The organism is Cupriavidus respiraculi, assembly GCF_914271545.1.
Taxonomy (GTDB): domain Bacteria; phylum Pseudomonadota; class Gammaproteobacteria; order Burkholderiales; family Burkholderiaceae; genus Cupriavidus; species Cupriavidus respiraculi.
Map to the genome: position 1 here is coordinate 746,271 of NZ_CAJZAH010000002.1, position 22,828 is coordinate 769,098.

The 22,828-nt window shown below is 65.8% G+C and carries 21 protein-coding genes; all 21 read right to left on the reverse strand.

Features of this window, described 5'->3' with window-relative positions; translation table 11 throughout:
* Positions 1-849, reverse strand: coding sequence for an urea ABC transporter ATP-binding protein UrtD (urtD, locus tag LDO27_RS11245; RefSeq protein ID WP_222201455.1), 849 nt, complete (start codon positions 847-849; stop codon positions 1-3).
* Positions 846-2,090: an urea ABC transporter permease subunit UrtC gene (urtC, locus tag LDO27_RS11250; RefSeq protein ID WP_222202310.1), complete on the reverse strand. Its 1,245-nt coding sequence runs from the start codon at positions 2,088-2,090 to the stop codon at positions 846-848. The genes urtD and urtC overlap by 4 nt, the downstream gene beginning before the upstream one ends.
* A complete protein-coding gene (gene urtB / locus LDO27_RS11255; protein ID WP_222201456.1) occupies positions 2,090-3,727 on the reverse strand; it encodes an urea ABC transporter permease subunit UrtB in 1,638 nt (545 codons plus the stop codon). Before urtB ends, urtC begins: the two co-directional genes overlap by 1 nt.
* Before the next feature lie 251 nt (positions 3,728-3,978).
* A complete protein-coding gene (gene urtA / locus LDO27_RS11260; protein ID WP_222201457.1) occupies positions 3,979-5,235 on the reverse strand; it encodes an urea ABC transporter substrate-binding protein in 1,257 nt (418 codons plus the stop codon).
* A 299-nt stretch (positions 5,236-5,534) separates the two neighbouring features.
* Positions 5,535-6,014 (reverse strand): MaoC family dehydratase, encoded by a 480-nt coding sequence (locus LDO27_RS11265; protein WP_222201458.1) that lies wholly within the window; start codon positions 6,012-6,014, stop codon positions 5,535-5,537.
* Positions 6,015-6,049: 35 nt separating this feature from the next.
* Positions 6,050-6,502 (reverse strand): MaoC family dehydratase, encoded by a 453-nt coding sequence (locus LDO27_RS11270; protein ID WP_377747122.1) that lies wholly within the window; start codon positions 6,500-6,502, stop codon positions 6,050-6,052.
* An 84-nt stretch (positions 6,503-6,586) separates the two neighbouring features.
* Positions 6,587-7,705 (reverse strand): acyl-CoA dehydrogenase family protein, encoded by a 1,119-nt coding sequence (locus LDO27_RS11275; protein WP_224041832.1) that lies wholly within the window; start codon positions 7,703-7,705, stop codon positions 6,587-6,589.
* A 22-nt stretch (positions 7,706-7,727) separates the two neighbouring features.
* Positions 7,728-8,930 carry an acyl-CoA dehydrogenase family protein gene (locus LDO27_RS11280; RefSeq protein WP_224041833.1) on the reverse strand — a complete coding sequence of 401 codons (1,203 nt, stop codon included), beginning with the start codon at positions 8,928-8,930 and terminating at the stop codon, positions 7,728-7,730.
* 86 nt (positions 8,931-9,016) lie between these two features.
* On the reverse strand, positions 9,017-9,478 hold the full coding sequence (locus LDO27_RS11285; RefSeq protein ID WP_224041834.1) for a DUF1178 family protein: 462 nt from the start codon (positions 9,476-9,478) through the stop codon (positions 9,017-9,019).
* A gap of 134 nt (positions 9,479-9,612) precedes the next feature.
* The gene (locus LDO27_RS11290) at positions 9,613-10,242 is read right to left on the reverse strand and encodes an NUDIX domain-containing protein (RefSeq protein ID WP_224041836.1); all 630 of its coding nucleotides are present in this window, start codon (positions 10,240-10,242) and stop codon (positions 9,613-9,615) included.
* A gap of 48 nt (positions 10,243-10,290) precedes the next feature.
* On the reverse strand, positions 10,291-10,599 hold the full coding sequence (locus LDO27_RS11295; protein WP_222201464.1) for a DUF2818 family protein: 309 nt from the start codon (positions 10,597-10,599) through the stop codon (positions 10,291-10,293).
* 17 nt (positions 10,600-10,616) lie between these two features.
* Positions 10,617-12,092, reverse strand: coding sequence for an NADH-quinone oxidoreductase subunit NuoN (nuoN, locus tag LDO27_RS11300; protein WP_222201465.1), 1,476 nt, complete (start codon positions 12,090-12,092; stop codon positions 10,617-10,619).
* Between the two features lie 18 nt (positions 12,093-12,110).
* Positions 12,111-13,577 carry an NADH-quinone oxidoreductase subunit M gene (locus LDO27_RS11305; protein ID WP_224041838.1) on the reverse strand — a complete coding sequence of 489 codons (1,467 nt, stop codon included), beginning with the start codon at positions 13,575-13,577 and terminating at the stop codon, positions 12,111-12,113.
* Positions 13,578-13,589: 12 nt separating this feature from the next.
* On the reverse strand, positions 13,590-15,692 hold the full coding sequence (gene nuoL / locus LDO27_RS11310; protein WP_224041840.1) for an NADH-quinone oxidoreductase subunit L: 2,103 nt from the start codon (positions 15,690-15,692) through the stop codon (positions 13,590-13,592).
* A 70-nt stretch (positions 15,693-15,762) separates the two neighbouring features.
* Positions 15,763-16,068 (reverse strand): NADH-quinone oxidoreductase subunit NuoK, encoded by a 306-nt coding sequence (gene nuoK / locus LDO27_RS11315; protein ID WP_222201468.1) that lies wholly within the window; start codon positions 16,066-16,068, stop codon positions 15,763-15,765.
* Positions 16,069-16,083: 15 nt separating this feature from the next.
* Positions 16,084-16,740, reverse strand: coding sequence for an NADH-quinone oxidoreductase subunit J (locus LDO27_RS11320; protein WP_222201469.1), 657 nt, complete (start codon positions 16,738-16,740; stop codon positions 16,084-16,086).
* Positions 16,741-16,882: 142 nt separating this feature from the next.
* A complete protein-coding gene (gene nuoI, locus LDO27_RS11325) occupies positions 16,883-17,374 on the reverse strand; it encodes an NADH-quinone oxidoreductase subunit NuoI (protein WP_222201470.1) in 492 nt (163 codons plus the stop codon).
* A 74-nt stretch (positions 17,375-17,448) separates the two neighbouring features.
* Positions 17,449-18,513, reverse strand: a complete 1,065-nt coding sequence (gene nuoH, locus LDO27_RS11330) for an NADH-quinone oxidoreductase subunit NuoH (protein WP_222201471.1) — start codon at positions 18,511-18,513, stop codon at positions 17,449-17,451.
* Positions 18,514-18,531: 18 nt separating this feature from the next.
* Positions 18,532-20,886 carry an NADH-quinone oxidoreductase subunit NuoG gene (gene nuoG, locus LDO27_RS11335; RefSeq protein ID WP_224041842.1) on the reverse strand — a complete coding sequence of 785 codons (2,355 nt, stop codon included), beginning with the start codon at positions 20,884-20,886 and terminating at the stop codon, positions 18,532-18,534.
* A gap of 12 nt (positions 20,887-20,898) precedes the next feature.
* Positions 20,899-22,194, reverse strand: coding sequence for an NADH-quinone oxidoreductase subunit NuoF (gene nuoF, locus LDO27_RS11340; RefSeq protein WP_222201473.1), 1,296 nt, complete (start codon positions 22,192-22,194; stop codon positions 20,899-20,901).
* Positions 22,191-22,691, reverse strand: coding sequence for an NADH-quinone oxidoreductase subunit NuoE (gene nuoE / locus LDO27_RS11345; RefSeq protein WP_222201474.1), 501 nt, complete (start codon positions 22,689-22,691; stop codon positions 22,191-22,193). Before nuoE ends, nuoF begins: the two co-directional genes overlap by 4 nt.
* Positions 22,692-22,828: the final 137 nt, after the last annotated feature.

Sequence of the window (22,828 nt, forward strand, 5' to 3'; positions counted from 1 at the left end):
TCAGCGTCCCAGATAGGACTCGATCACGCGCTCGTCGCGCTTCACCGCGTCCAGCGTACCCTCGGCCAGCACGCTGCCCTCGGCCAGCACGGTGACGGTACCCTCGTCGCCGGCCAGTGCCGCGACGAACTCCATGTCGTGCTCCACCACCATCATCGAGCAGGTGCCGCGAAGACTGTTGAGCAAGCGCGCCAGTTGCATGGTTTCTTCGTCCGTCATGCCGGCCACCGGCTCATCGAGCAGCAGCAGCTGCGGCTGCTGCATCAGCAGCATGCCGATCTCCAGCCGCTGCTTCTGGCCGTGCGACAGCAGCCCGGCGGGCCGATAGGCCTCGGCTTCGAGGCCCGTCACCGCGAGCGTTTCCTCGATGCGGCGCCGGCCTTCGGCGTCCAGCACCGCGCGCAGCGACGACCACCAGCGCTTGTCGGCCTTCATCGCCAGCTCCAGGTTCTCCCACACGGCGTGCTGCTCGAACACCGTGGGCTTCTGGAACTTGCGGCCGATGCCGGTCTGGGCGATCTTCGGCTCAGTCATGCGCAACAGGTCGATGGTCTGGCCGAGGAACACCTGGCCGGTCACGTTGGCGTTGCGCGGCCCCGTCTTGCCGGTGATTACATCCATCATGGTGGTCTTGCCCGCACCGTTGGGCCCGATCACGCAGCGCAGCTCGCCATGCTCGATGGCCAGCGTCAGCTTGTTCAGCGCGCGGAAGCCGTCGAACTGCACCGTCACGTCTTCCAGATACAGGATGGGGCCGTGCGAGACATCGATCTCGCCGCGCTCGACGAGTCGGCCCAGTCCGGTGGCGTCTCCGCTTTCGGCTTGCTGGCGGTCGTGGGCGGCGTTCATGCTTCGGCTCCGGTGCGGGTGGCCGCCTGCGCGGCGGCGGTTGGCGCCGCTTGCTCGGCTACGCGGCGGGCGGCGGCACGGTTCTCGCGCGCCTGCTTCAGGTTGGCGAGGAGCCCGACCACGCCGTTGGGCAGGTACAAGGTCACCAGCACGAACATCGCGCCCAGCAGGAACAGCCAGTATTCGGCGAAATACGCCGTGAACATGGTCTTGGCACCGTTGACGAGGAAGGCGCCGATGACCGGGCCGATCAGCGTGCCGCGACCGCCCACCGCCACCCATACCGCCATCTCGATCGAGTTGGCGGGCGACATCTCGCCCGGGTTGATGATGCCCACCTGCGGCACGTACAGCGCCCCGGCAATGCCGCACAGCACCGCCGAGAACGTCCAGACGAACAGCTTGTAGCCGAGCGGGCTGTAGCCGGAGAACATCACCCGCATCTCGGCGTCGCGCACGGCGGTAACCACGCGGCCAAGCTTGGACGTGACGATATAGCGGCAGGCGACCAGCCCCGCGAGCAGCGCAAAGCCGGTCAGCACGAACAGCGCGGTGCGCGTCTCTGGGGCGGCCACCGCGAAGCCGGCGATGCGCTTGAAGTCGGTGAAGCCGTTGTTGCCACCGAAGCCCGTCTCGTTGCGGAAGAACAGCAGCATCGCCGCATAGGTCATGGCCTGCGTGATGATGGACAGGTAGACGCCCTTGATGCGCGAGCGGAAGGCGAAGTAGCCGAACAGCCAGGCCAGCACGCCGGGCACGAGGATCACCAGCAGCAGCGCATAGCCCAGATGATCGGTGCCCTGCCAGAACCACGGCAGCTCCTTCCAGTCCAGGAACACCATGAAGTCCGGCAGATCGCTCTTGTACACGCCCTCGCGGCCGATCGAGCGCATCAGGTACATGCCCATCGCATAGCCGCCGAGCGCGAAGAACAGGCCGTGGCCCAGGCTCAGGATGCCGCAGTAGCCCCACACCAGGTCCAGCGCGATGGCGGCGAGCGCGAAGCACATGATCTTGCCGATCAGCGTCAGTGCGTAGGCCGACAGGTGCAAGGGATGGCCCTCGGGCAGCAGCAGCGCGCAGACGGGGGCCGCGATGCCGAGCACAACGGCGGCGATGGCCAGCGCGAGCCATCCGCGGCGGGTGAACAGCGGCTGGCGCGCGGGCACCGCCAGCGCGAACGGCTTCGAGCCGGGGGCGCCGGTGCGCGACGCGGCCAGGGTATGGATGGGATCCTGCATCATGCCTCCGCGCTGCGCCCCTTGAGCGCGAACAGTCCCTGCGGCCGCTTCTGGATGAACAGAACGATCAGCACCAGGACGAAGATCTTGGCGAGCACCGCGCCGTAGAACGGCTCGATGAACTTGTTGATGATGCCCAGGCCGAAGGCGCCGACGATAGTGCCGGCCAGCTGCCCCACCCCGCCCAGCACCACGACCATGAACGAGTCGATGATGTAGGCCTGGCCCAGGTCGGGTCCGACATTGCCGATCTGCGACAGCGCGCAGCCGCCCAGTCCCGCGATGCCGGCGCCGAAGGCAAAGGCATAGCTGTCGACCTTCCAGGTGCGCACGCCGACGCAGGCCGCCATCGTGCGGTTCTGCGTGGTGGCGCGCACGAACAGGCCCAGCCGCGTGCGGTTCAGCACGGCCCAGGCCACGGCCACCACCGCCAGCGCGAACAGGATGATCACCACCCGGTTGTAGGGAATGACCAGCCCGGGCATCCAGGCGATGCCGCCGCTCATCCAGCTCGGATTGGCAACTTCGACGTTCTGCGCGCCGAACAGCATGCGCACCGCCTGCATCAGCAGCAGGCTCACGCCGAACGTGGCCAGCAGCGTCTCCAGCGGCCGGCCGTACAGATGGCGCAGCACCAGGCGCTCCAGCACGAAGCCGACCACCGCCGAGGCAAGGAAGGCGGCGGGCAGCGCGGCCAGCAGATACCAGTCGAAGGCATCGGGCAGCCAGGCGCGGAACAGCGTCTGCACCAGATAGGTGGCGTAGGCGCCGATCATCAGGAACTCGCCGTGCGCCATGTTGATGACGCCGATCAGGCCATACGTGATGGCCAGGCCGAGCGCCGCCAGCAGCAGCACGCTGCCCAGGCTCAGGCCGGCGAACAGATTGCCGACGACCTCGGCCTTGCGCTGGTTGCCATGCAGCGCGTCCAGCGCCTGGCTCGCGGCGGCGCGCACCTGCGCGTCGGGCTCCCGGTATTTGCCCGCTTCGTCGCGCTCGACGAACGGCTGCAGCTTCAGGCGCGTCGAAGGGTTGCTGTCGCGGCCGAGGATGGCGATGGCTTCGAGGCGTTCGTCTCGGCTGCCCTCCGCGAGCACGGTGTTGGCCCAGATCACGTCGAGCTTGGCGCGCAGCGCGGCGTCGGCCTCGGACTTGCGCGCCGCCTCCACGGCTTCGCGCGGCGCGGCGTCGGGCTGGTCCAGCAAGGTATCGATGGCTTGTGCGCGCACCGCGATATCGGGCGACATCAGCAGCAGGCTGCTGGCCGCGCTGTCTACCTGTGCGCGCAGGCTGTTGTTCAGGGTGAGGGATTCGAGCGTGTCACTGGCCGCGGCGACCGGCTTGCCGCTGACGGCATCGGTCAGCTTGTCGCCGTCCTGCAGCACCATGCCGATGCCCGGTGCGTATTGCAGCGTGTCGTCCTGCAGCGCCTTCAGAATGGGACCGGCCTGCGCGGGCGGCGCCTTGGCGAGCGCCGCGATGGCGGCGGTCTTCGCATCGAAGTCGTCTTCCGCGAGCGGCTTCAGGTCGGCCTGGGTCAGCGCGGTTGCGGCCCAGAGCGCGGGCGCGACGGCCAGCAGCAGCGCGGCGAGCAGTGCGCGCAGCCACGGGGCGCAGGCGAACGATGGTCGGGGCATGGAGGTCTTGGTCAGGGGTGGTGGATGCGGTAGCGGTACGGATGGACGGCTGGGGCGGTGGGGATTCGGACCGCGTTGGTTTCTGCGGGGGGTCACCCTCACCCCCGCCTCTCTCCCGCGGGCGGGAGAGCGGAGAAGACCATCGGAATGCGAATGGCTGCCGGTTTGCTCCCCTCTCCCGCGAGCGGGAGAGGGGCCGGGGGTGAGGGTGAGCGCCCGTCATCCTGCAAGCGCCCGCACTCACCCACCCATCACATCGCCTTGTCCGGCTTCCCTTCGTTACCCGCGATGAACGGGCTCCACGGCTGCGCGCGCACCGGCTTCGGCGTTTTCCACACCACGGAGAACTGGCCGTCGCCCTTGACCTCGCCGATCATCACCGGCTTGTACAGGTGGTGGTTCTCGCCCATGGTCAGCGTGAAGCCGCTCGGCGCCTTGAACGTCTGGCCGTACATCGCGGCGCGAACCTTGGCCGGGTCGGTGGTGCCGGCCTTCTTCACGGCCTGCGCCCACATATGGATGCCCACATAGGTCGCCTCCATCGGGTCGTTGGTCACGCGCTTGGCGCCGCCCGGCAGGTTGTTGGCCTTGACCCAGGCCGCCCATTGCTTGCGGAACGCCTCGTTCTCCGGGTTCTTGACCGACATGAAGTAGTTCCAGGCGGCCAGATGGCCGACCAGCGGCTTGGTGTCGATGCCGCGCAGCTCTTCCTCGCCCACGGAGAACGCCACCACTGGCACGTCCTTGGCCTTCAGGCCCGCGTTGCCCAGTTCCTTGTAGAAGGGCACGTTGGAGTCGCCGTTGATCGTCGAGATCACCGCGGTCTTGCCGCCCTGCGAGAACTTCTTGATGTTGGCGACGATGGTCTGGTAGTCGCTGTGGCCGAACGGCGTGTAGACCTCTTCGATGTCCTTGTCCGCCACGCCCTTGCTCTTGAGGAAGGCGCGCAGGATCTTGTTGGTGGTGCGCGGATAGACGTAGTCGGTGCCCAGCAGGAAGTAGCGCTTGGCGCCGCCGCCTTCCTTGCTCATCAGGTATTCCACGGCGGGAATGGCCTGCTGGTTGGGCGCCGCGCCGGTGTAGAAGACGTTCTTGGACATCTCCTCGCCTTCGTACTGCACCGGATAGAACAGCAGCGCGTTCAGCTCCTCGTAGACCGGCAGCACCGACTTGCGGGACACGGAGGTCCAGCAGCCGAAGGTCACCGCGACCTTGTCGTTGGTCACGAGCTGGCGCGCCTTCTCGGCGAACAGCGGCCAGTTGGAAGCCGGGTCCACCACCACGGGCTCGAGCTTGCGGCCCAGGACGCCGCCGCTCTTGTTGATCTCGTCGATGGTCATCAGCGCGACGTCCTTCAGGGACGTCTCGGAGATTGCCATCGTGCCGGAGAGCGAATGCAGGATGCCGATCTTGATCGGTTCCTTCGATTGCGCCATGGCCAGCGGGCTGGCACCGATCATCGCCGCGGCGGCGACAGCCGTCAGCTTCAAGACATCACGTCGTTTCATTGCAGCTCCCAGATTTGTCGTGTGATAAGGAACAACGCACCCCGGGTGATGCTTCTGCAACTAGTGTGCCACCGCCATTGGCGCGTCAGCGTGGCGCACGGAAGACCATCGCGCCGCGCGCGCACCACGACGGTGCCCATGCCCCGCGCACCAGCGGGGTGCCGCGACGCAAAGCTGTGCATGGCGCCGCGTCGTGCGCCGAGTCGGTGCCTGCGCCGGCCGCCATCACCGCACGCCCAATGAAAAACGCCGCCGGCCCGAAGGCGCGGCGGCGTTCTGCGCGCGAAGCGCTCGCGCGGTCAGGAATAGCGGCGGCTGATCGATTCGGCCACGCACACCGGGCGGTCGCTGCCTTCGCGTTCGATGGTGACCTCCCACGTCGATTGCGCGCCGACCAGCTCCGGCGCGTTCGGCAGCGGATCGAGACGCTCGACCTTCAGCAGCTTGATGCGTCCGCGCACGCGGCTGCCCACGGGCACCGGCGCGGGGAATCGCACCTTGTTCAGGCCGTAGTTGACGCCCATCTTGACGCCCGGCATATGCAGCGCGCTCTGCATCAGCGCAGGCAGCAGCGACAGCGTCAGAAACCCGTGCGCGATCGGCGCGCCATACGGGGATTCGCGCCTGGCGCGTTCCACGTCGATATGGATCCACTGGTGGTCGCCGGTGGCTTCGGCGAACAGGTTCACCTGCTGCTGCGTGATCTCGCGCCAGTCGCTGACAGCGACCTCCTGTCCCTGCAGGCTTTCCAGTTCTTCGAGCGAAGCGATGGTGCGCATCTTGTCTCCTCGTTGGTTGTCCGCGACGCCGTATTCTATGCCGGTCGGCGGCCGTACATGCCCATGCCCTTGACCGTGCAGACCAGCTCGCCGCGCTGGTTGACGGCCTCCCACTGCGTCATCACCACGCCGCGGTCCGGCTTGGAGGCCGAAGGGCGGGCATCCAGCACCGACAGCGATACGGTCAGCGTGTCGCCCGCATAGACCGGCTTGAGCCAACGGATCTCGTCGACGCCGGGCGAGCCCATGCTGGCCGCCTTCGAGGTCATGTTGTCCACCAGCATCCGCATCATGATGGAACAGGTCATCCAGCCGCTGGAGATCAGGCCGCCATAGATGCTCTTGCTGGCGGCTTCCTTGTCGACGTGGAACGGTTGCGGGTCGTACTGCTTCGCAAAGCCCACGATCTCTTCCTCGGTCACCGTGCGCGAGCCCAGCTCGCGCTTGCTGCCCACGACGAAATCTTCGAAATACAGGGTGGCGGACATCATCGCTCCGTCAGGAAAAAGTTTGGTCCCGGTACCGGGCAAAAAAAACCGCGCCGGACATCGGGCGCGGTTTTCGCGGGGCGCTCAGGCAGCCTGCTGGAAGGCTGGCTGCGCGGCGAAGCGGCCAAGGTGGTGGTCGACGTCGCCGAAGGTGGTGTTGATCAGCGTCAGCCGCTTGAACATGTGCGCGGCCGGCAGCTCGTCGGTCACGCCCATGCCGCCATGGATCTGCACCGCCTCCTGTCCCACCGAGCGGGCAGCCTGCCCCACCCTCGCCTTCGCCGCGGACACGTAGCGGCGGCGCTCCTCGGGGCTGGCGTCGTCGAAGCGCGCCGCGGCCAGCAGCGTGATCGAGCGCGACTGCTCGGCGTGGATGAACATCTCCACCATGCGGTGCTGCAGCGCCTGGAAGCGCGCGATGGGCACGCCGAACTGCTGGCGTGTCTTCGCGTACTCGACGGTCGCGGCCGACAGCGTGTCGATCACGCCCACGGCTTCCGCGCACAGCAGCACGGCGGCGTAGTCGGCGACCTGCTCCAGCAGCGGCCAGCCCTGCCCCTCGGCGCCGAGCAGCTCGCCCTGCGCGTCCTGGAACGTGATATCCGCCGCGCGCAGATTGTCGATCGTGCGGTAGTCCTGGATCGAGACACCGCTGGCGCCGGCATCGACCAGGTACAGCGAGATGCCGTCCGTGTCCGCATCGGCGCCGCTGGTGCGGGCCGAGACGATCAGCTTGCCGGCCTGCGCGCCGTGGATCGCCACCACCTTGCGGCCGTTGAGCTTGCCGCCCTTGGCCGTCACGCGCACGTCGTTCAGCGCGTAGCGGGCATGGGGCTCGTTGAAGGCCGTGGCGAGCTTGAGTTCGCCGCCGGCCACCTGTTCCAGCACGGCATCCTGGCCGCCGGCGAGGCGCAGCGCATAGGCGCCGGTGACGGTCGCCAGGTACGGCTCGACCACGAGGCCGCGGCCCAACTCCTGCATCACCACCATCATGTCCACGGCGGTGCCGGAGAAACCGCCCTGCGCTTCGGGCACGGGCAGGGCCGTCAGGCCGATCTCGGCCAGCGCGCCCCAGGCGCTGTCGCTGTAGCCGGCCGCGCTCTTGATGCCGGTCTTGCGGGTTTCGAAGTCGTAGCTCTTCTCGACGAAGCGGCGCACCGCGTCGGCCAGCTGCTTCTGTTCGTCGCTCAGATTGAAGTCCATGTTCCTTATCTCCTCCCGCCCTTTACAGACCCAGAATCATCTGGCTGATGATGTTCTTCTGGATTTCGTTGGACCCGCCATAGATCGAGGTCTTGCGATAGTTGAAGTAGTACGCGGCCAGCGGCGCGGCGTCGTCGTAGCCGGTCACCGCATGCTCGGTCTCGCATTCGAGATAGGGCTTGTCGAACGGCTGGGCGTAGGGGCCGACGGCTTCGACCATCAGCTCGGTCAGCATCTGCTGGATCTCGGTGCCCTTGATCTTGAGCAGCGATGCCTCGGGGCCGGGGCCCTTGCCGGCGCTCTCGCTCGACACCACGCGCAGCACCGTGATCTCCAGCGCCATCAGCTCGATCTCGAGCGCGGCGACCTTGGCGCCGAATACCGGATCCTCCAGCAGCGGCTTGCCGTTCTTCTGCTGCTGGCGCGCCACGCGCTTGAGGAAGCCCAGTTCGCGCTTGGAGGCGCCCACGCGGGCGATGCCGGTGCGCTCGTGGCCGAGCAGGTATTTGGCATAGGTCCAGCCGCGGTTCTCGTCGCCCACGCGGTTTTCCACCGGCACCTGGACGTTGTCGAAGAACACCTCGTTCACCTCGTGCTCTTCGTCGAGCATGATGATCGGACGCACCGTGATGCCGGGCGACTTCATGTCGATCAGCAGGAACGAGATGCCTTCCTGCTTCTTGGCCTGCGGGTCGGTGCGGACCAGGCAGAAGATCATGTCGGCGTGCTGGCCGAGCGTGGTCCAGGTCTTCTGGCCGTTGACGATGTAGTGCTTGCCGTCGGCAGTCAGCTCGGCGCGCGTCTTGACCGAGGCCAGGTCGGAACCCGAGCCCGGCTCGGAATAACCCTGGCACCACCAGTCGGTGCAGTCGAGGATGCGGGGCAGGTAGTAGCGCTTCTGCTCTTCGCTGCCGTATTTCATGATCACGGGCGCGACCATCGCGACGCCGAACGGCAGCACGCCGGGCGCGCCGACGCGGGCATTTTCCTCGTCCCAGATATGGCGCTGCGTGGCGTTCCAGCCGGTGCCGCCAAACTCGACCGGCCAGTGCGGCACGGACCAGCCCTTGGCGGCGAGGATCTTGTGCCAGCGCACCAGATCGTCGCGGTTCGGCCGGCGGTGATTCAGAATCTTGTCGCGGATGTCCGCCGGCAGGTTGGCCTCCAGCCAGCTACGCACTTCCTCGCGGAACGCGTTGTCGGACGCCGAGTAGTTGAGATCCATGCCCGTCTCCAGTGATGCCGGCGTGGACCGGCAATTGTTCTCTCTTGCGCGCCTTGCGCACCAGAGAGGCGGGCACAGGGCGCTGTTCAGTGAGCCGTCTGCTTCAACGCAGCCGGCACCACGAGCGGAAACGTATCGATGCCCTCGTCGGCCAGCGCCCTCACCTCTTCGGGGGACGCCGTGCCGCGGATGCCGCGCTCGGGCGCTTCCTCGTAGTGGATGCGCCGCGCCTCTTCGGCGAAACGCTCCCCAACGTCCTCGGTCCTGGCCAGCACCGGCCCCCCCCCCTGCAGATCCCGCGAGGGCCGCGCCGCGGGGCCCGCGCGGGCCGCGCGGCGGGGGGCGGCCGGCGCGGCGCTGGCCTTCGGTTCCGTGGCGGCGCCCCGCAGGTTCAGCCGCGGTGCGCTCGGCAAGCGGGACACCGACTGGTCGCCGCAGACCGGACATTGGACGAGTTCACGCGAAATCTGCGATTGCGCATCGTCTTCCGAAGCAAACCAGCCCTCGAAACGATGGTCATGCGCGCAGCGCAGGTTGAGCACCTTCATGATGTTTCCAGCCCGTCGAAAGCAATATTAGCCGTGATTGCAAGTTTTGTGAACGGTCGTTCTAATTTTTGTTCGACCCGAGTCATGGCCATCCCGCGCGCCGCCCCGCGGGCCCGCGGGACCGAGGGTTTCCCCTAGGCCGGGACCGGCTGCTCGCCCGGCTGCCATTGCCCGGAGAGTACCTTTTCCAGCCAGAAGGCGCCGATGATGGTCTTCACGTCGGAAATGCGGCCGGAACGGACCCAATCAAGGACCTGGCCGGCCGGCACGAGAAACGTCTCGATGAATTCGCCGTCGTCGAGCGCCGCGGCGCCGGCGGTCAGCTCGCGCGCCAGGAAGATATCGATGAATTCGGTGGAGTAGGAGATGACCGGATGAATGCGCGTCAGATAGTCCCAGCGCGCCGCGACGTAGCCGGTCTCCTCGCGCAGCTCGCGCTCGCCGCAGCGCTGGGCGCCCTCGGCGGGATCCAGCTTGCCGGCGGGAAACTCGAGCATGACCTGCCCCATCGGATAGCGGAATTGGCGCTCCATCAGCACCGTGCCGTCGTCGAACAGCGGGATCATCATCACCGCACCGGGATGCAGCACGTACTCTCGTCCCGTGTGCTTGCCGTCCGGCAGCTTGACGATGTCCTGCTTCAGTGTGAGGAATTTGCCCTGGTGAACGGTGGCCGAGGCGACGCAGACTTCCTTCAGCGCGTCGTCGTTGGCGGCGTCGGCCGCATCGGCGGCGTGGCTCTGTTGTGTCGTCTTGTCGACCATGGAAGCTCCGGGTGGGCGTGGCCGCGGAATGCTGTCCCGGTTCCGGCTTCAGGCCGCGCGATGTTTGACGAGGTATTGCCAGGTGTAGCCGGGGAAGGCGAACACCAGCATCATGCAGGCGGTAATGGCATAGAACTGCCAGCCCTGCGGAAAGACCGTGCCCAGCCCCGCTTCGACCGCGAAGCCTGCCACACCGACCACGGCGTAGCACACCAGCAGTTCGGCGGCGCGGATCCAGATCGACTTCCTGGCGCCGCGCAGCGGAATGATGCCGAACAGGCGCTGGTTGACGAACGGCAGGTTGGCACAGGCCAATGCCAGCAAGATGACAAACCAGCCGCCCGTCGATGCGTTCATGGTGCTGCGGTGCCGGCTCAGGAGCCCAGCGACGCGCGAATCGCCTGGTAGCACAGGTTCATCAAGGCGGCCGGGAAGATGCCCAGCGCGATGATGACCAGGCCGTTCAGGCTCAGCAGCGATTGCAGGCCGCCCGAAGCCTCGAGCTTTTCCTCGCCGGCCGGCACATCGAAGTACATCAGCTTGATGATGCGCAGGTAGTAGAACGCGCCGATCAGCGAGAACAGCACGGCCACCACGGCCAGCCAGCTCATGCCGGCCTGCACTACCGCCTGCAGCACCGCCAGCTTGGCGTAGAAGCCCATCGTCGGCGGCAGGCCGGCCAGCGAGAACATCATCACCAGCATCAGCAGGGCGAACCACGGGTTCTTGCGCGACATGCCCTTCATGTCTTCCAGCGTCTCGGCCTCGAAACCCTTGCTGGTGCGCAGGAGGATGATGCCGAAGGTGCCGAGCGTGGTCAGCACGTAGGTAACCGCGTAGAACATCGAGGAGCCGTAGGCGCTGGCGGCACCGTCGACCTTGCCGCCGGCCACGCCGGACAGCATGCCCAGCAGCATGAAGCCCATGTGCGAGATGGTCGAATAGGCGAGCATCCGCTTCAGGTTGCTCTGCATGATGGCGGTCAGGTTGCCGATCGCCAGCGAGATCACGGCCAGCACGGTCAGCATCACCTGCCAGTCCACCGCCAGCGGCAGCAGGCCTTCGACCAGGATGCGCAGCATCATCGCGAACGCGGCCAGCTTCGGCGCGCCGGCGATCAGCAGCGTCACCGCGGTCGGCGAACCCTGGTACACGTCGGGAATCCACATGTGGAACGGTGCCGCGCCCAGCTTGAAGGCGATGCCGGCGACCAGGAACACCACGCCGAAGGCCAGCATGCTGGCGTTGACGCGACCCGACTCCACCACCTGGAAGACCGTGTTCAGGTCCAGCGAGCCGGTGGCGCCATACAGCATCGACATGCCATAGAGCAGGAAGCCCGACGACAGCGCGCCCAGCACGAAGTACTTCATCGCGGACTCGGAGGTCACGCGGGAATCGCGGCGCAGCGCGACCAGCGCGTAGGACGACAGCGACAGCAGTTCCAGGCCCAGATACAGCGTCAGGAAGTTGTTGCCGCTGATCATCACGAACTGGCCCAGCATCGTGAACAGCGCCAGCATGTAGAACTCGCCGGCGAACATGTCACGGTCGGACAGGTAGCGGCGGGTATAGACCAGCGTGACGAACATGGCGGCCGCCGAGAACGACGACAGCACATTGGCCATCGGGTCCACCACGACCAGCCGGGCGAAGCTGTAGTGCGTTTCACCGCCTGCCGCGTTGATGCCGAACCAGACGGTCAGCACCAGCGTGATCAGCAGCGACAGCGGATAGGCGACGCTGGAGCGGTTCTTGCCGCGCGCCAGGTCGATCCAGTTGACCGCCGCGATGGCCAGCGCCGTGAAAATGATCGGGGCGACGGATGCCCAATTCGTGGACGATTGCATGTTTCGTTCTCTCCCTGCTTACAGCTTGGACTGCGCCACGTGCGACAGCAGGTTGACGACCGACGCGTGCATCACGTCGGTAAAGGGTTTCGGATACAGGCCCATGTACAAGGTCATGGCGGCGAGCAGGCCGAGCATGAAGAACTCGCGCTTGTTCAGGTCGATCAGGTCGGCCACGTGCTGGTGGCGCACCTCGCCGAAGATCACGCGCTTGACCATCCACAGCGAGTACGCTGCGCCCAGGATCAGCGCGGTGGCGGCCAGCAGGCCGATCCAGAAGTTGAACTTGACCGCGGCCAGGATCACCATGAACTCGCCGACAAAGCCCGAGGTCGCCGGCAGGCCGCAGTTGGCCATCGCGAAGAACACCGACAGCGCGGCGAACTTCGGCATGGTGTTGACCACGCCGCCGTAGTCGGCGATCTGGCGCGAATGCACGCGGTCATACAGCACGCCGATGCAAAGGAACATGGCGCCCGAGATGAAGCCGTGCGAGATCATCTGCACGATGCCGCCCTCGATGCCCAGGTCGCTGAAGATGAAGAAGCCCAGCGTCACGAAGCCCATGTGCGCGATCGACGAGTACGCGACCAGCTTCTTCATGTCCGCCTGCACCATGGCGACCAGGCCGATATAGATCACGGCGATCAGCGAGATGGCGATGATGAAGGCGGCCAGCGAGTGGCTCGCATCCGGCGCGATCGGCAGCGAGAAGCGCAGGAAACCGTAGGCGCCCAGCTTCAGCATGATCGCGGCCAGCACCACCGAGCCGCCGGTCGGCGCCTCGACGTGGGCGTCGGGCAGCCAGGTGTGCACCGGCCACATCGGCACCTTGACCGCGAAGGCCATGAAGAAGGCCAGGAACAGCGCGATCTGCTCGTTCATGGTCAGGCGGACCTGATGCCATTCGAGGATCTCGAAGGTGCCGGTCTTGCTGTACAGGTACAGCAGCGCGACCAGCGTCAGCAGCGAGCCCAGCAGCGTGTACAGGAAGAACTTGAAGGCCGCGTAGACGCGGTTCGGGCCGCCCCAGACACCGATGATGATGTACATCGGGATCAGCGTGGCCTCGAAGAACACGTAGAACAGCATGCCGTCGAGCGCGGCGAACACGCCGATCATGATGCCCGACAGGATCATGAACGAGGCCATGTACGAGGCCACGCGGTCGGTGATCACTTCCCACGCGGCGATCACCACGATCACCGTGATGAAGGCGGTCAGCACCACGAACCACATCGAGATGCCGTCGACACCGAGGTGGTAATTGATGTTGAAGCGCTCGATCCAGCTCCACTTCTCGACGAACTGCATGTTGGCGGTCGATCGGTCGAAGCCGAACACCAGCGGCAGCGTGACGAGGAAGCTGACCACCGAGCCGAACAGCGACATCCAGCGGACGAAGCCGGGGCTGCGATCGGAGCCGAAGGCCAGCACCAGCAGGCCGAAGAAGATTGGCAGCCAGACAGCGAATGAGAGAACCATTTCTTGTTTTCCTTACTTGGTGCCCACAGCGCTAAACGAGCCAAACACCGTCATCGAGAGCAGGATCAGCATGCCCAGGATCATCGCAAATGCGTAGTGATAGATATAACCGGACTGCAGGTGGCGGCTCGCCGCGGCGAACCAGCCGACCACACGGGCCGAGCCGTTGACGAACAGACCGTCGATCAGGCTCTGGTCGCCGCCCTTCCACAGGCCCGTGCCGAGCGCGCGGGCACCGCGGGCGAACACGGCCTGATTGAAGGCGTCCATGTAGTACTTGTTGTCGAGCAGGCGATACAGGCCCGAGAAGCGCTGCTGGATCGCGGCCGGAATATCGGGGCGCTTCATGTAGAAGAACCACGACAGCACCACCCCGGCGATCGCCAGCCACAGCACCGGCGTCTGCAGCGAATGGATGCCCATCGCTACCCAGCCGTGGAAGGCTTCGCCCAGCTCCTTCATGGCGTGATGGTTCTCGCCGACGTAGATCACATCCTGGAACGCCACGCCGTTCTTGAAGAAGTCGCCGAACAGCATCGGGTCGATGGCGATGGCGCCGATGATCACCGACGGGATCGCCAGCAGCACCAGCGGCAGCGTCACCACCCACGGCGACTCGTGCGGCTTCTGGCCCGGGGCCAGGCCGTGGTGATGGTCGTCGCCGTGCGCTTCTTCCTCTTCCTCGTGGTGCGTCTCATGGCCATGGTGCGCATGGGCCTTGCCGAAACGCTCCTCGCCATGGAACACCAGGAAGTACATCCGGAACGAGTAGAACGCGGTCACGAAGACGCCGGCCAGCACGGCGAAGTAGGCGAAGCCCGAGCCGGCGATATGCGATTCGGCCACCGCCTCGATGATCGAGTCCTTCGAGTAGAAGCCCGAGAAGAACGGGGTGCCGATCAGCGCGAGCGAACCGACCAGCGACGTCAGCCAGGTGATCGGCATGTACTTGCGCAGACCGCCCATGTTGCGGATGTCCTGGTCGTGGTGCATGCCGATGATCACCGAGCCGGCTGCCAGGAACAGCAGCGCCTTGAAGAACGCATGCGTCATCAGGTGGAACACGGCGACCTGGTAGGCCGAGGCGCCCAGCGCGACGGTCATGTAGCCCAGCTGCGACAGCGTCGAGTACGCGACCACGCGCTTGATGTCGTTCTGGATGATGCCCAGGAAGCCCATGAACAGCGCGGTGATGGCGCCGATCACCAGCACGAACGACAGTGCGGCGTCCGACAGCTCGAACAGCGGCGACATGCGCGCCACCATGAAGATGCCTGCCGTCACCATGGTCGCCGCGTGGATCAGCGCCGAGATCGGCGTCGGGCCTTCCATCGAGTCCGGCAACCACACGTGCAGCGGGAACTGCGCCGACTTGCCCATCGCGCCGATGAACAGGCAGATGCAGGCCACCGTCAGCATCATCCAGTCCGTGCCCGGAAAGGTGATCGTCGCCAGGTTGTCGCGCGCGGCGAACACCTCGGTGTAGTTCAGGCTGCCGGCGTAGGCCAGCAGCAGGCCGATGCCCAGGATGAAGCCGAAATCGCCCACCCGGTTGACCAGGAACGCCTTCATGTTGGCGAAGATGGCGGTCGGACGGGTGTACCAGAAGCCGATCAGCAGATACGAGACGAGACCCACCGCTTCCCAGCCGAAGAACAGCTGCAGGAAGTTGTTGCTCATCACCAGCATCAGCATCGAGAAGGTGAACAGAGAGATATAGGCGAAGAAGCGGTTATAGCCGGGATCGTCCTGCATGTAGCCGACGGTGTAGATATGCACCATCAGCGACACGAACGTCACCACCACCATCATCATCGCGGTCAGCGAATCGACCAGGAAGCCGACCTCCATCTTCAGGTCGCCGACCACCATCCACTCGTACACCGTGCCGTTGAAGCTGGCGCCGTTGATCACGCCGTCCAGCACCATCAGCGACAGCAGGCACGAGATGGCCACGCCGAGGATGGTGACGGTGTGCGCGACCGCCCTGCCTCCACGGGACTCGGAGGAGATCAGGCCGAAAAACTTGGTGCCGAACAGCCCCGCGATGGCGGCGCCGACGAGCGGCGCCAGCGGAATCGCGAGCAGCAGGTTGGGGTTGAGCGTGGTTGCCATAGGACGCTTATTGGTGTGCGGTCGGTGAGCGGTCGGTGTGCATTGCTGGATTTGACATGGACGTCGGGCGTCAGCCCTTGAGCGCGTCCAGGTCGTCGACGTTGATCGTGTCCAGGTTGCGGAACAGCACGACCAGAATCGCCAGACCGATTGCCGACTCCGCGGCGGCCACCGTCAGGATGAAGAAAACGAAGATCTGTCCGGCCAGGTCGCCCAGGTAATGCGAGAAGGCGACGAAATTCATGTTGACCGCAAGCAGCATCAGTTCGAGCGCCATCAGCAGCACGATCACGTTCTTGCGGTTCAGGAAGATGCCCACGATGCTGATGGCGAACAGGATGGCGCCGAGCACGAGGAAATGAGCGAGAGAAAGCACGTCGGTCTCCGTTCTTCAGTTCTTGGTGGCCGCGCCGGCGGACGCGTCGGCGCCCGCATCGGTGGCGGCCGGATTGGCGACGGACGGCATGGAGACCAGGCGCACGCGGTCCTCGCGGCGGGTGCGCAGCTGCTCGGAGATGTCCTGTGCGCGGGTGTCCTTGCGGCGACGCAGGGTCAGCGCCACGGCGGCGATGATGGCGACCAGCAGGATGATGCCGGCCACTTCGAACGCGTAGATGTAGTCGCTGTAGATCACCTTGCCCAGCTCGGCGGTGTTCGACACGTCCGGGCCCATGGCACCGTTCATCAGCGGCTGCGTGGTGCCCATGAAGTTGCGCACCAGCACGATGGCCATTTCGGCGATGATCAGCGCACCGACCACCGAAGCGAGCGGCACGTAAGTCCAGAAGTCCCGGCGCAGGTTGTCGATGTCGATATCGATCATCATCACCACGAACAGGAACAGCACCATCACGGCGCCGACGTACACCAGCACCAGCAGGATGGCGAGGAATTCAGCCTGCAGCAGCATCCACAGCGCGGCGGCCGTGAAGAACGACAGCACGAGGTACAGCGCGGAGTGCACCGGGTTCCTCGCGGTGATGACTTTCAGTGCGGAGAGCACCAGCACCAGCGCAAAGACGTAGAAGATGGTGGTCGTGAGTTCCATGGTCCTCGTCGGGCCTTCCGGCACAAGCCGCCCCTGGCGGCCTGCCCTTGCGGCATCCTTCTATTGGCCCCTCGCGGAGCCCGATTCAAATTCGTCGAAGCGAAGGCGGGCAGTCAAGCCTGCGCCCGCCACCGCGGGTGGATCAGCGGTACTTGGCGTCCGCGGCCTTGGCAGCCGCGATCTCGGGTTCGTAGCGGTCGCCCACCGCCAGCAGCATGTCCTTGGTGAAGTACAGGTCGCCGCGCTTTTCGCCGTGGTACTCGAGCATGCTGGTCTCCACCACCGCGTCGACCGGGCACGCCTCTTCGCAGAAGCCGCAGAAGATGCACTTGGTCAGGTCGATGTCATAGCGCGTGGTACGGCGCGTGCCGTCGGCGCGCACATCGGACTCGATCGTGATGGCCAGCGCCGGGCAGACCGCCTCGCACAGCTTGCAGGCGATGCAGCGCTCCTCGCCGTTCGGGTAGCGGCGCAGCGCGTGCAGGCCGCGGAAACGCGGCGACAGCGGGGTCTTCTCTTCCGGGAACTGCACCGTGATCTTGCGTGCGAAGAGATAACGCCCGGTCAGCGCCATGCCCTTGAAGAGTTCCCTCAGGAGCAGGCTGTTAAAGAATTCCTTGATGGCGAGCAGCATGACGATTGCTTCCTAGTAAATCCACCGGACGCATCCCGCGGGATGCGTCCCGGCTCGGCCCTCGCGGGCCATTTTCAGTGCCAGATATTCCACGGCGACTTGATCCAGATCGCCACGATGATCAGCCAGCCCACCGTCAGCGGAATGAAGACCTTCCAGCCCAGACGCATGATCTGGTCATAGCGGTAGCGCGGGAACGAGGCGCGGATCCAGATGAATACGGACAGCAGCAGGAAAACCTTGATCACCAGCCAGAAGAAACCCGGAATGGCGTTGGTGAGGAAGCTTTCGAACGGGGGCGCCCAGCCGCCCAGGAACATCAGCGCGGTCATCGTAGAGATGACGATCATGTTGATGTACTCGGCCAGGAAGAACAGCGCGAAGCCCATGCCCGAGTACTCGATCATGTGGCCGGCCACGATTTCCGATTCGCCTTCCACCACGTCGAACGGGTGACGGTTGGTTTCGGCCACGCCCGAGATGAAGTACACGCCGAACATCGGCAGCAGCGGCAGCCAGTTCCACGACAGGATGTTGATGCCCATGTCGGCGAAGTAGCCGGTGTTCTGGCTGTTCACGATGGCCGACAGGTTCAGGCTGCCCGCCACCATCAGCACCGTGACCAGGGCGAAGCCCATGGCGATTTCGTACGACACCATCTGCGCGGCGGCGCGCATCGCGCCGATGAAGGCGTACTTCGAGTTCGAGGCCCAGCCGGCCAGGATCACGCCGTACACGCCCACCGAGCTGATCGCCATCACGTACAGCAGGCCGGCGTTGACGTCGGCCATCACGACCTCGGCCTGGAACGGAATCACCGCCCAGATCGCCACGGCGGGCATCAGCACCATCAGCGGGGCGATCAGATACATGCCCCGGCTGACCTGCGTGGGCATCATCACTTCCTTGAGCAGCAGCTTCAGCACGTCGGCGATCGGCTGCAGCAGGCCGAGCGGACCCACGCGGTTCGGACCCACGCGCACGTGCATCCAGCCGATCAGCTTGCGCTCCCACAGGATCAGGTAGGCCACGCACAGCAGCAGCGGCACCACGATGACCACGGCGCGAATCAGGATCCACAGCGGCGTCCATGCGCCGCCGAATACGGCCTGGCCTTGCGAGGTAATCCAATCGATCATGTTCTCTTCTCGCTCTACTTATGCCACGGCCACCGGGGCCAGATCGACCGCCTTCTCGACGGTGACGGCACCGAACAGGCCGCCCAGCGCGAGCGCGGCCTCGGTCGCAGCCGAGACGCGCACCGTTCCCGGCGGCAGCGCTGCTTCCAGCACGGCCGGCAGCACCACGCTGCCCTGCCCCTGCGTGACGCGAACCGGGTCGCCCGCCTGCACGCCCAGCGAGGCGAACAGGTCGGCCGACAGGCCGGCCTGCATCGCGCGGCGCGCGGCGGCGGTCAGCTGCAGCGACTCGGCGCGGCGCACGATCGGGTCGGCGTGATAGATCGGCACGTCGGCGATGCGCTCGATGCCACGCGCGGTCGGCTCGTTCACGCGAATGGACGCGTCGGTCGCGTTGTTCAGCTGCGGCGCCACCGGCTGGGCCAGCACGGCGTCGCGCACGGACTCGGCGGTATCGAAGTCGAAGCCCGGCACGTCCAGCAGGTTGCCCAGCACGCGCAGCACCTTCCAGGCCGGACGGGTCTCGCCCAGCGGACGCACCACGCCGTTGAAGCTCTGCGGCACGCCTTCGCAGTTGACGAAGGTGCCGGCCGTTTCCGAGAACGGCGCGACGGGCAGGATCACGTCGGCGTACTGCATGGCCGCTTCCGAACGGAACGGCGACAGCACCACCACGGTGCTGGCCTGGCCCAGCGCGGCCAGGGCCTTGCGCGGGTCGGCCGTGTCGAATTCCGGCTCGGTGTTGAGCAGCACGTAGGCCTTGCGCGGCGTGTCCAGCATCGCCTGCGCGTCGGCGCCGGCGTTCTGCGGCAGCGCACCGGCGATATGGCCGCCGACGGTATTGGCAGCTTCCGTCAGGAAGCCCAGCGTGGCGCCCGTTTCCGTGGCGATCCACTGCGCCAGTGCGTGCAGCACGGCGAACTGCGGATGGCGCACGGCCTCGTTGCCGAGGAACACGGCGCGGCGCTCGCCACCGATCAGCGCATCGGCGACTGCCTTGGCGGCGTCACCGCCGTCGAAGCCGTCGGTGCCGGCCGGGGCGGCCACGCCCTTGGCGGCGGCCACGGCACGGGCCACGCCGGCCAGTGCCACGGTCCACGACGACGGCGCGGCGTCGATACGCGCGGCCAGCGGCATCAGCAGGTCCTCGGCGCTGGCGCCGACCAGGGCGACACGCGCGCCCTTCTTGGTGGCGTGGCGCAGGCGCGCCGCCAGCAGCGGATGGTCCTTGCGCAGCGACGAACCGATGACCAGCACGCGTTGCAGCGTGGAGACGTCGGCGATCGGCATGCCCAGCCACGGCGCGCCCTTCGGCGTTGCCGAGAAATCGGACTGGCGCAGGCGGAAGTCGACATTGTCGCTACCCAGGCCGCGCACCAGCTTGCCCAGCAGATGGAGTTCCTCCAGCGTGCTGTGCGGGCTCGCCAGCGCGGCGATCTGGTCCGCGCCATGCTCGCGCTTGATGCTGGCCAGACCGTTGGCAACGTACTCCAGCGCGGTCTGCCAGTCGGTTTCCATCCACTGGTTGTCCTGCTTCAGCATCGGGCGCGTCAGGCGCTCGGCGCTGTTCAGGCCTTCGTACGAGAAGCGGTCGCGGTCCGACAGCCAGCATTCGTTGATGGCTTCGTTGTCGAGCGGCAGCACGCGCATCACGCGGTGATTCTTGGTCTGCACCACCAGGTTGGCGCCCAGGCCATCGTGCGGCGACACCGACTTGCGGCGCGTCAGCTCCCACGTCCGCGCGGAATAGCGGAACGGCTTGCTGGTCAGCGCGCCCACCGGGCACAGGTCGATCATGTTGCCGGACAGTTCCGAATCGACGGTGTGGCCGACGAAGGTCGTGATTTCCGACTGCTCGCCGCGGCCCAGCATGCCCAGCTCCATCACGCCGGCCACTTCCTGGCCGAAGCGCACGCAGCGGGTGCAGTGGATGCAGCGGGTCATCTCTTCCATCGAGATCAGCGGGCCCACGTTCTTGTGGAACACCACGCGCTTCTCTTCCTTGTAGCGCGACTCCGATGCGCCGTAGCCCACGGCCAGATCCTGCAGCTGGCATTCGCCGCCCTGATCGCAGATCGGGCAGTCCAGCGGGTGATTGATCAGCAGAAATTCCATCACCGACTTCTGGGCCTTGACCGCCTTCTCCGAGTTGGTGAAGACCTTCATGCCCGCGGTGACGGGGGTCGCGCAGGCCGGCAGCGCCTTGGGCGCCTTTTCGACCTCGACCAGACACATGCGGCAGTTCGCCGCGATGGACAACTTGCGGTGGTAGCAGAAGTGCGGGATGTACGTGCCCAGCTTGCGGGCGGCCTCCATCACCAGGCTGCCTTCCGCAACCTCCACCTTCTTGCCGTCGATCTCGAGTTCAACCATGTTCTGCCACGCTTAGGAGTACGCCGGAACCATGCACTGCTTGTGTTCGACGTGATACTCGAACTCTTTCCAGTAGTGCTTGAGCATGCCGCGGACCGGCATCGCCGCCGCATCGCCGAGCGCGCAGATGGTGCGGCCCATGATGTTTTCGGCAACGTTGTTCAGAAGGTCCAGGTCTTCCTGGCGCCCTTCCCCATGCTCGATGCGGTTCACCATGCGGTAGAGCCAGCCCGTGCCTTCGCGGCACGGCGTGCACTGGCCGCACGATTCTTCAAAGTAGAAATACGACAGGCGCAGCAGCGAGCGAACCATGCAGCGCGTCTCGTCCATCACGATCACCGCGCCCGAGCCCAGCATCGAGCCGGCCTTGGCGATCGAGTCGTAGTCCATGTCGGACGCCATCATCAGGTCGCCCGGCACCACCGGCGCGGACGAGCCGCCCGGGATCACCGCCTTGATGCGCTTGCCGCCGCGCATGCCACCGGCCAATTCCAGCAGCGTGGCGAACGGCGTGCCCAGCGGAATCTCGTAGTTGCCGGGCCGCTCGACATCGCCCGAGACCGAGAAGATCTTGGTGCCGCCGTTGTTCGGCTTGCCCATCTTCGCGTAGTTCTCCGGGCCGACCGCCAGCAGGAACGGCACCGCGGCGAACGTCTCGGTGTTGTTGATCGTGGTCGGCTTGCCATACAGGCCGAAGCTGGCCGGGAAAGGCGGCTTGAACCGCGGCTGGCCCTTCTTGCCTTCCAGCGATTCGAGCAGCGCGGTTTCCTCGCCGCAGATGTACGCGCCGTAGCCATGGTGGGCATGCAGCTGGAAGCTGAAGCCGGAGCCCAGGATGTCGTCACCGAGGAAACCGGCGGCGCGCGCTTCCTCGAGCGCCTGCTCGAAGATCTTGTATTCGTTCCAGATCTCGCCGTGGATGTAGTTGTAGCCCACGGTGATGCCCATCGCGTACGCACCGATGGCCATGCCTTCGATGAGCGCGTGCGGGTTGTAGCGGATGATGTCGCGATCCTTGAACGTGCCGGGCTCGCCCTCGTCGGTATTGCAGACGAGGTACTTCTGGCCGGGGAACTGACGCGGCATGAAGCTCCACTTCAGCCCCGTCGGGAAGCCCGCGCCGCCGCGCCCGCGCAGGCCCGACGCCTTGACGTCCGCGATCACCTGCTCGGGGGCGATCTTCTCGGTCAGGATGCGCTTCAGTTGCTGGTAGCCGCCACGCTTGACGTAGTCTTCGAGGTGCCAGTTCTGGCCATCCAGGCCCGCCAGGATCAGCGGCTTGATATGGCGATCGTGCAGAGAGGTCATTGCTTGTCCCCCTTGGCCGCTTCCAGCTTCAGTTCGTCCACCAGCGCATCCAGCTTCTCGTCGCTCATGAAGCTGCACATGCGGGTGTTGTTGACTATCATCACCGGCGCGTCGCCGCAGGCGCCCATGCATTCGCCTTCCTTCAGCGTGAAGGTGCCGCACGGGGTGGTTTCGTTGTAGTCGATGCCGAGCTTGCGCTTCAGGTACTCGCCGGCGCGTTCGCCGCCCGACAGGGCGCAAGGCAGGTTGGTGCAGACGCTCAGCTTGAATTTGCCGACCGGCCTGGTGTCGTACATGTTGTAGAACGTGGCGACTTCCTCCACCCACACCGGGGGCATCTGGAGGTAGCTGGCCACGAACTGCATGACCTCCGGGGAAACCCAGCCCACTTCGCCCTGCGCGACGGCCAGTGCCGCCATCACGGCCGACTGCTTCTGGTCGGCCGGATACTTGGCGATCGCGCGATCGATTTCCTTGAGAGCTTCTGCTGATAGCATGGTCGTTGCCGTAATACGCCGAATCACGAGCGGGGCACGTCGCTGATGGCGCGCCTCGCAGAGTTGCAGCCGTCGCTGCGTTGTCCTTGCCCGCATGCTGCGCGCATGCCGGTGTGCCGCATCTGCGCGCCGCGGCC

Coding starts and splice junctions, on each gene's coding strand:
- urtD (WP_222201455.1), bottom strand. CDS start 849: ATGAACGCCGCCCACGACCGCCAGCAAGCCGAAAGCGGAGACGCCACC.
- urtC (WP_222202310.1), bottom strand. CDS start 2,090: ATGCAGGATCCCATCCATACCCTGGCCGCGTCGCGCACCGGCGCCCCC.
- urtB (WP_222201456.1), bottom strand. CDS start 3,727: ATGCCCCGACCATCGTTCGCCTGCGCCCCGTGGCTGCGCGCACTGCTC.
- urtA (WP_222201457.1), bottom strand. CDS start 5,235: ATGAAACGACGTGATGTCTTGAAGCTGACGGCTGTCGCCGCCGCGGCG.
- LDO27_RS11265 (WP_222201458.1), bottom strand. CDS start 6,014: ATGCGCACCATCGCTTCGCTCGAAGAACTGGAAAGCCTGCAGGGACAG.
- LDO27_RS11270 (WP_377747122.1), bottom strand. CDS start 6,502: ATGTCCGCCACCCTGTATTTCGAAGATTTCGTCGTGGGCAGCAAGCGC.
- LDO27_RS11275 (WP_224041832.1), bottom strand. CDS start 7,705: ATGGACTTCAATCTGAGCGACGAACAGAAGCAGCTGGCCGACGCGGTG.
- LDO27_RS11280 (WP_224041833.1), bottom strand. CDS start 8,930: ATGGATCTCAACTACTCGGCGTCCGACAACGCGTTCCGCGAGGAAGTG.
- LDO27_RS11285 (WP_224041834.1), bottom strand. CDS start 9,478: ATGAAGGTGCTCAACCTGCGCTGCGCGCATGACCATCGTTTCGAGGGC.
- LDO27_RS11290 (WP_224041836.1), bottom strand. CDS start 10,242: ATGGTCGACAAGACGACACAACAGAGCCACGCCGCCGATGCGGCCGAC.
- LDO27_RS11295 (WP_222201464.1), bottom strand. CDS start 10,599: ATGAACGCATCGACGGGCGGCTGGTTTGTCATCTTGCTGGCATTGGCC.
- nuoN (WP_222201465.1), bottom strand. CDS start 12,092: ATGCAATCGTCCACGAATTGGGCATCCGTCGCCCCGATCATTTTCACG.
- LDO27_RS11305 (WP_224041838.1), bottom strand. CDS start 13,577: ATGGTTCTCTCATTCGCTGTCTGGCTGCCAATCTTCTTCGGCCTGCTG.
- nuoL (WP_224041840.1), bottom strand. CDS start 15,692: ATGGCAACCACGCTCAACCCCAACCTGCTGCTCGCGATTCCGCTGGCG.
- LDO27_RS11320 (WP_222201469.1), bottom strand. CDS start 16,740: ATGGAACTCACGACCACCATCTTCTACGTCTTTGCGCTGGTGCTGGTG.
- nuoI (WP_222201470.1), bottom strand. CDS start 17,374: ATGCTGCTCGCCATCAAGGAATTCTTTAACAGCCTGCTCCTGAGGGAA.
- nuoH (WP_222201471.1), bottom strand. CDS start 18,513: ATGATCGATTGGATTACCTCGCAAGGCCAGGCCGTATTCGGCGGCGCA.
- nuoG (WP_224041842.1), bottom strand. CDS start 20,886: ATGGTTGAACTCGAGATCGACGGCAAGAAGGTGGAGGTTGCGGAAGGC.
- nuoF (WP_222201473.1), bottom strand. CDS start 22,194: ATGACCTCTCTGCACGATCGCCATATCAAGCCGCTGATCCTGGCGGGC.
- nuoE (WP_222201474.1), bottom strand. CDS start 22,691: ATGCTATCAGCAGAAGCTCTCAAGGAAATCGATCGCGCGATCGCCAAG.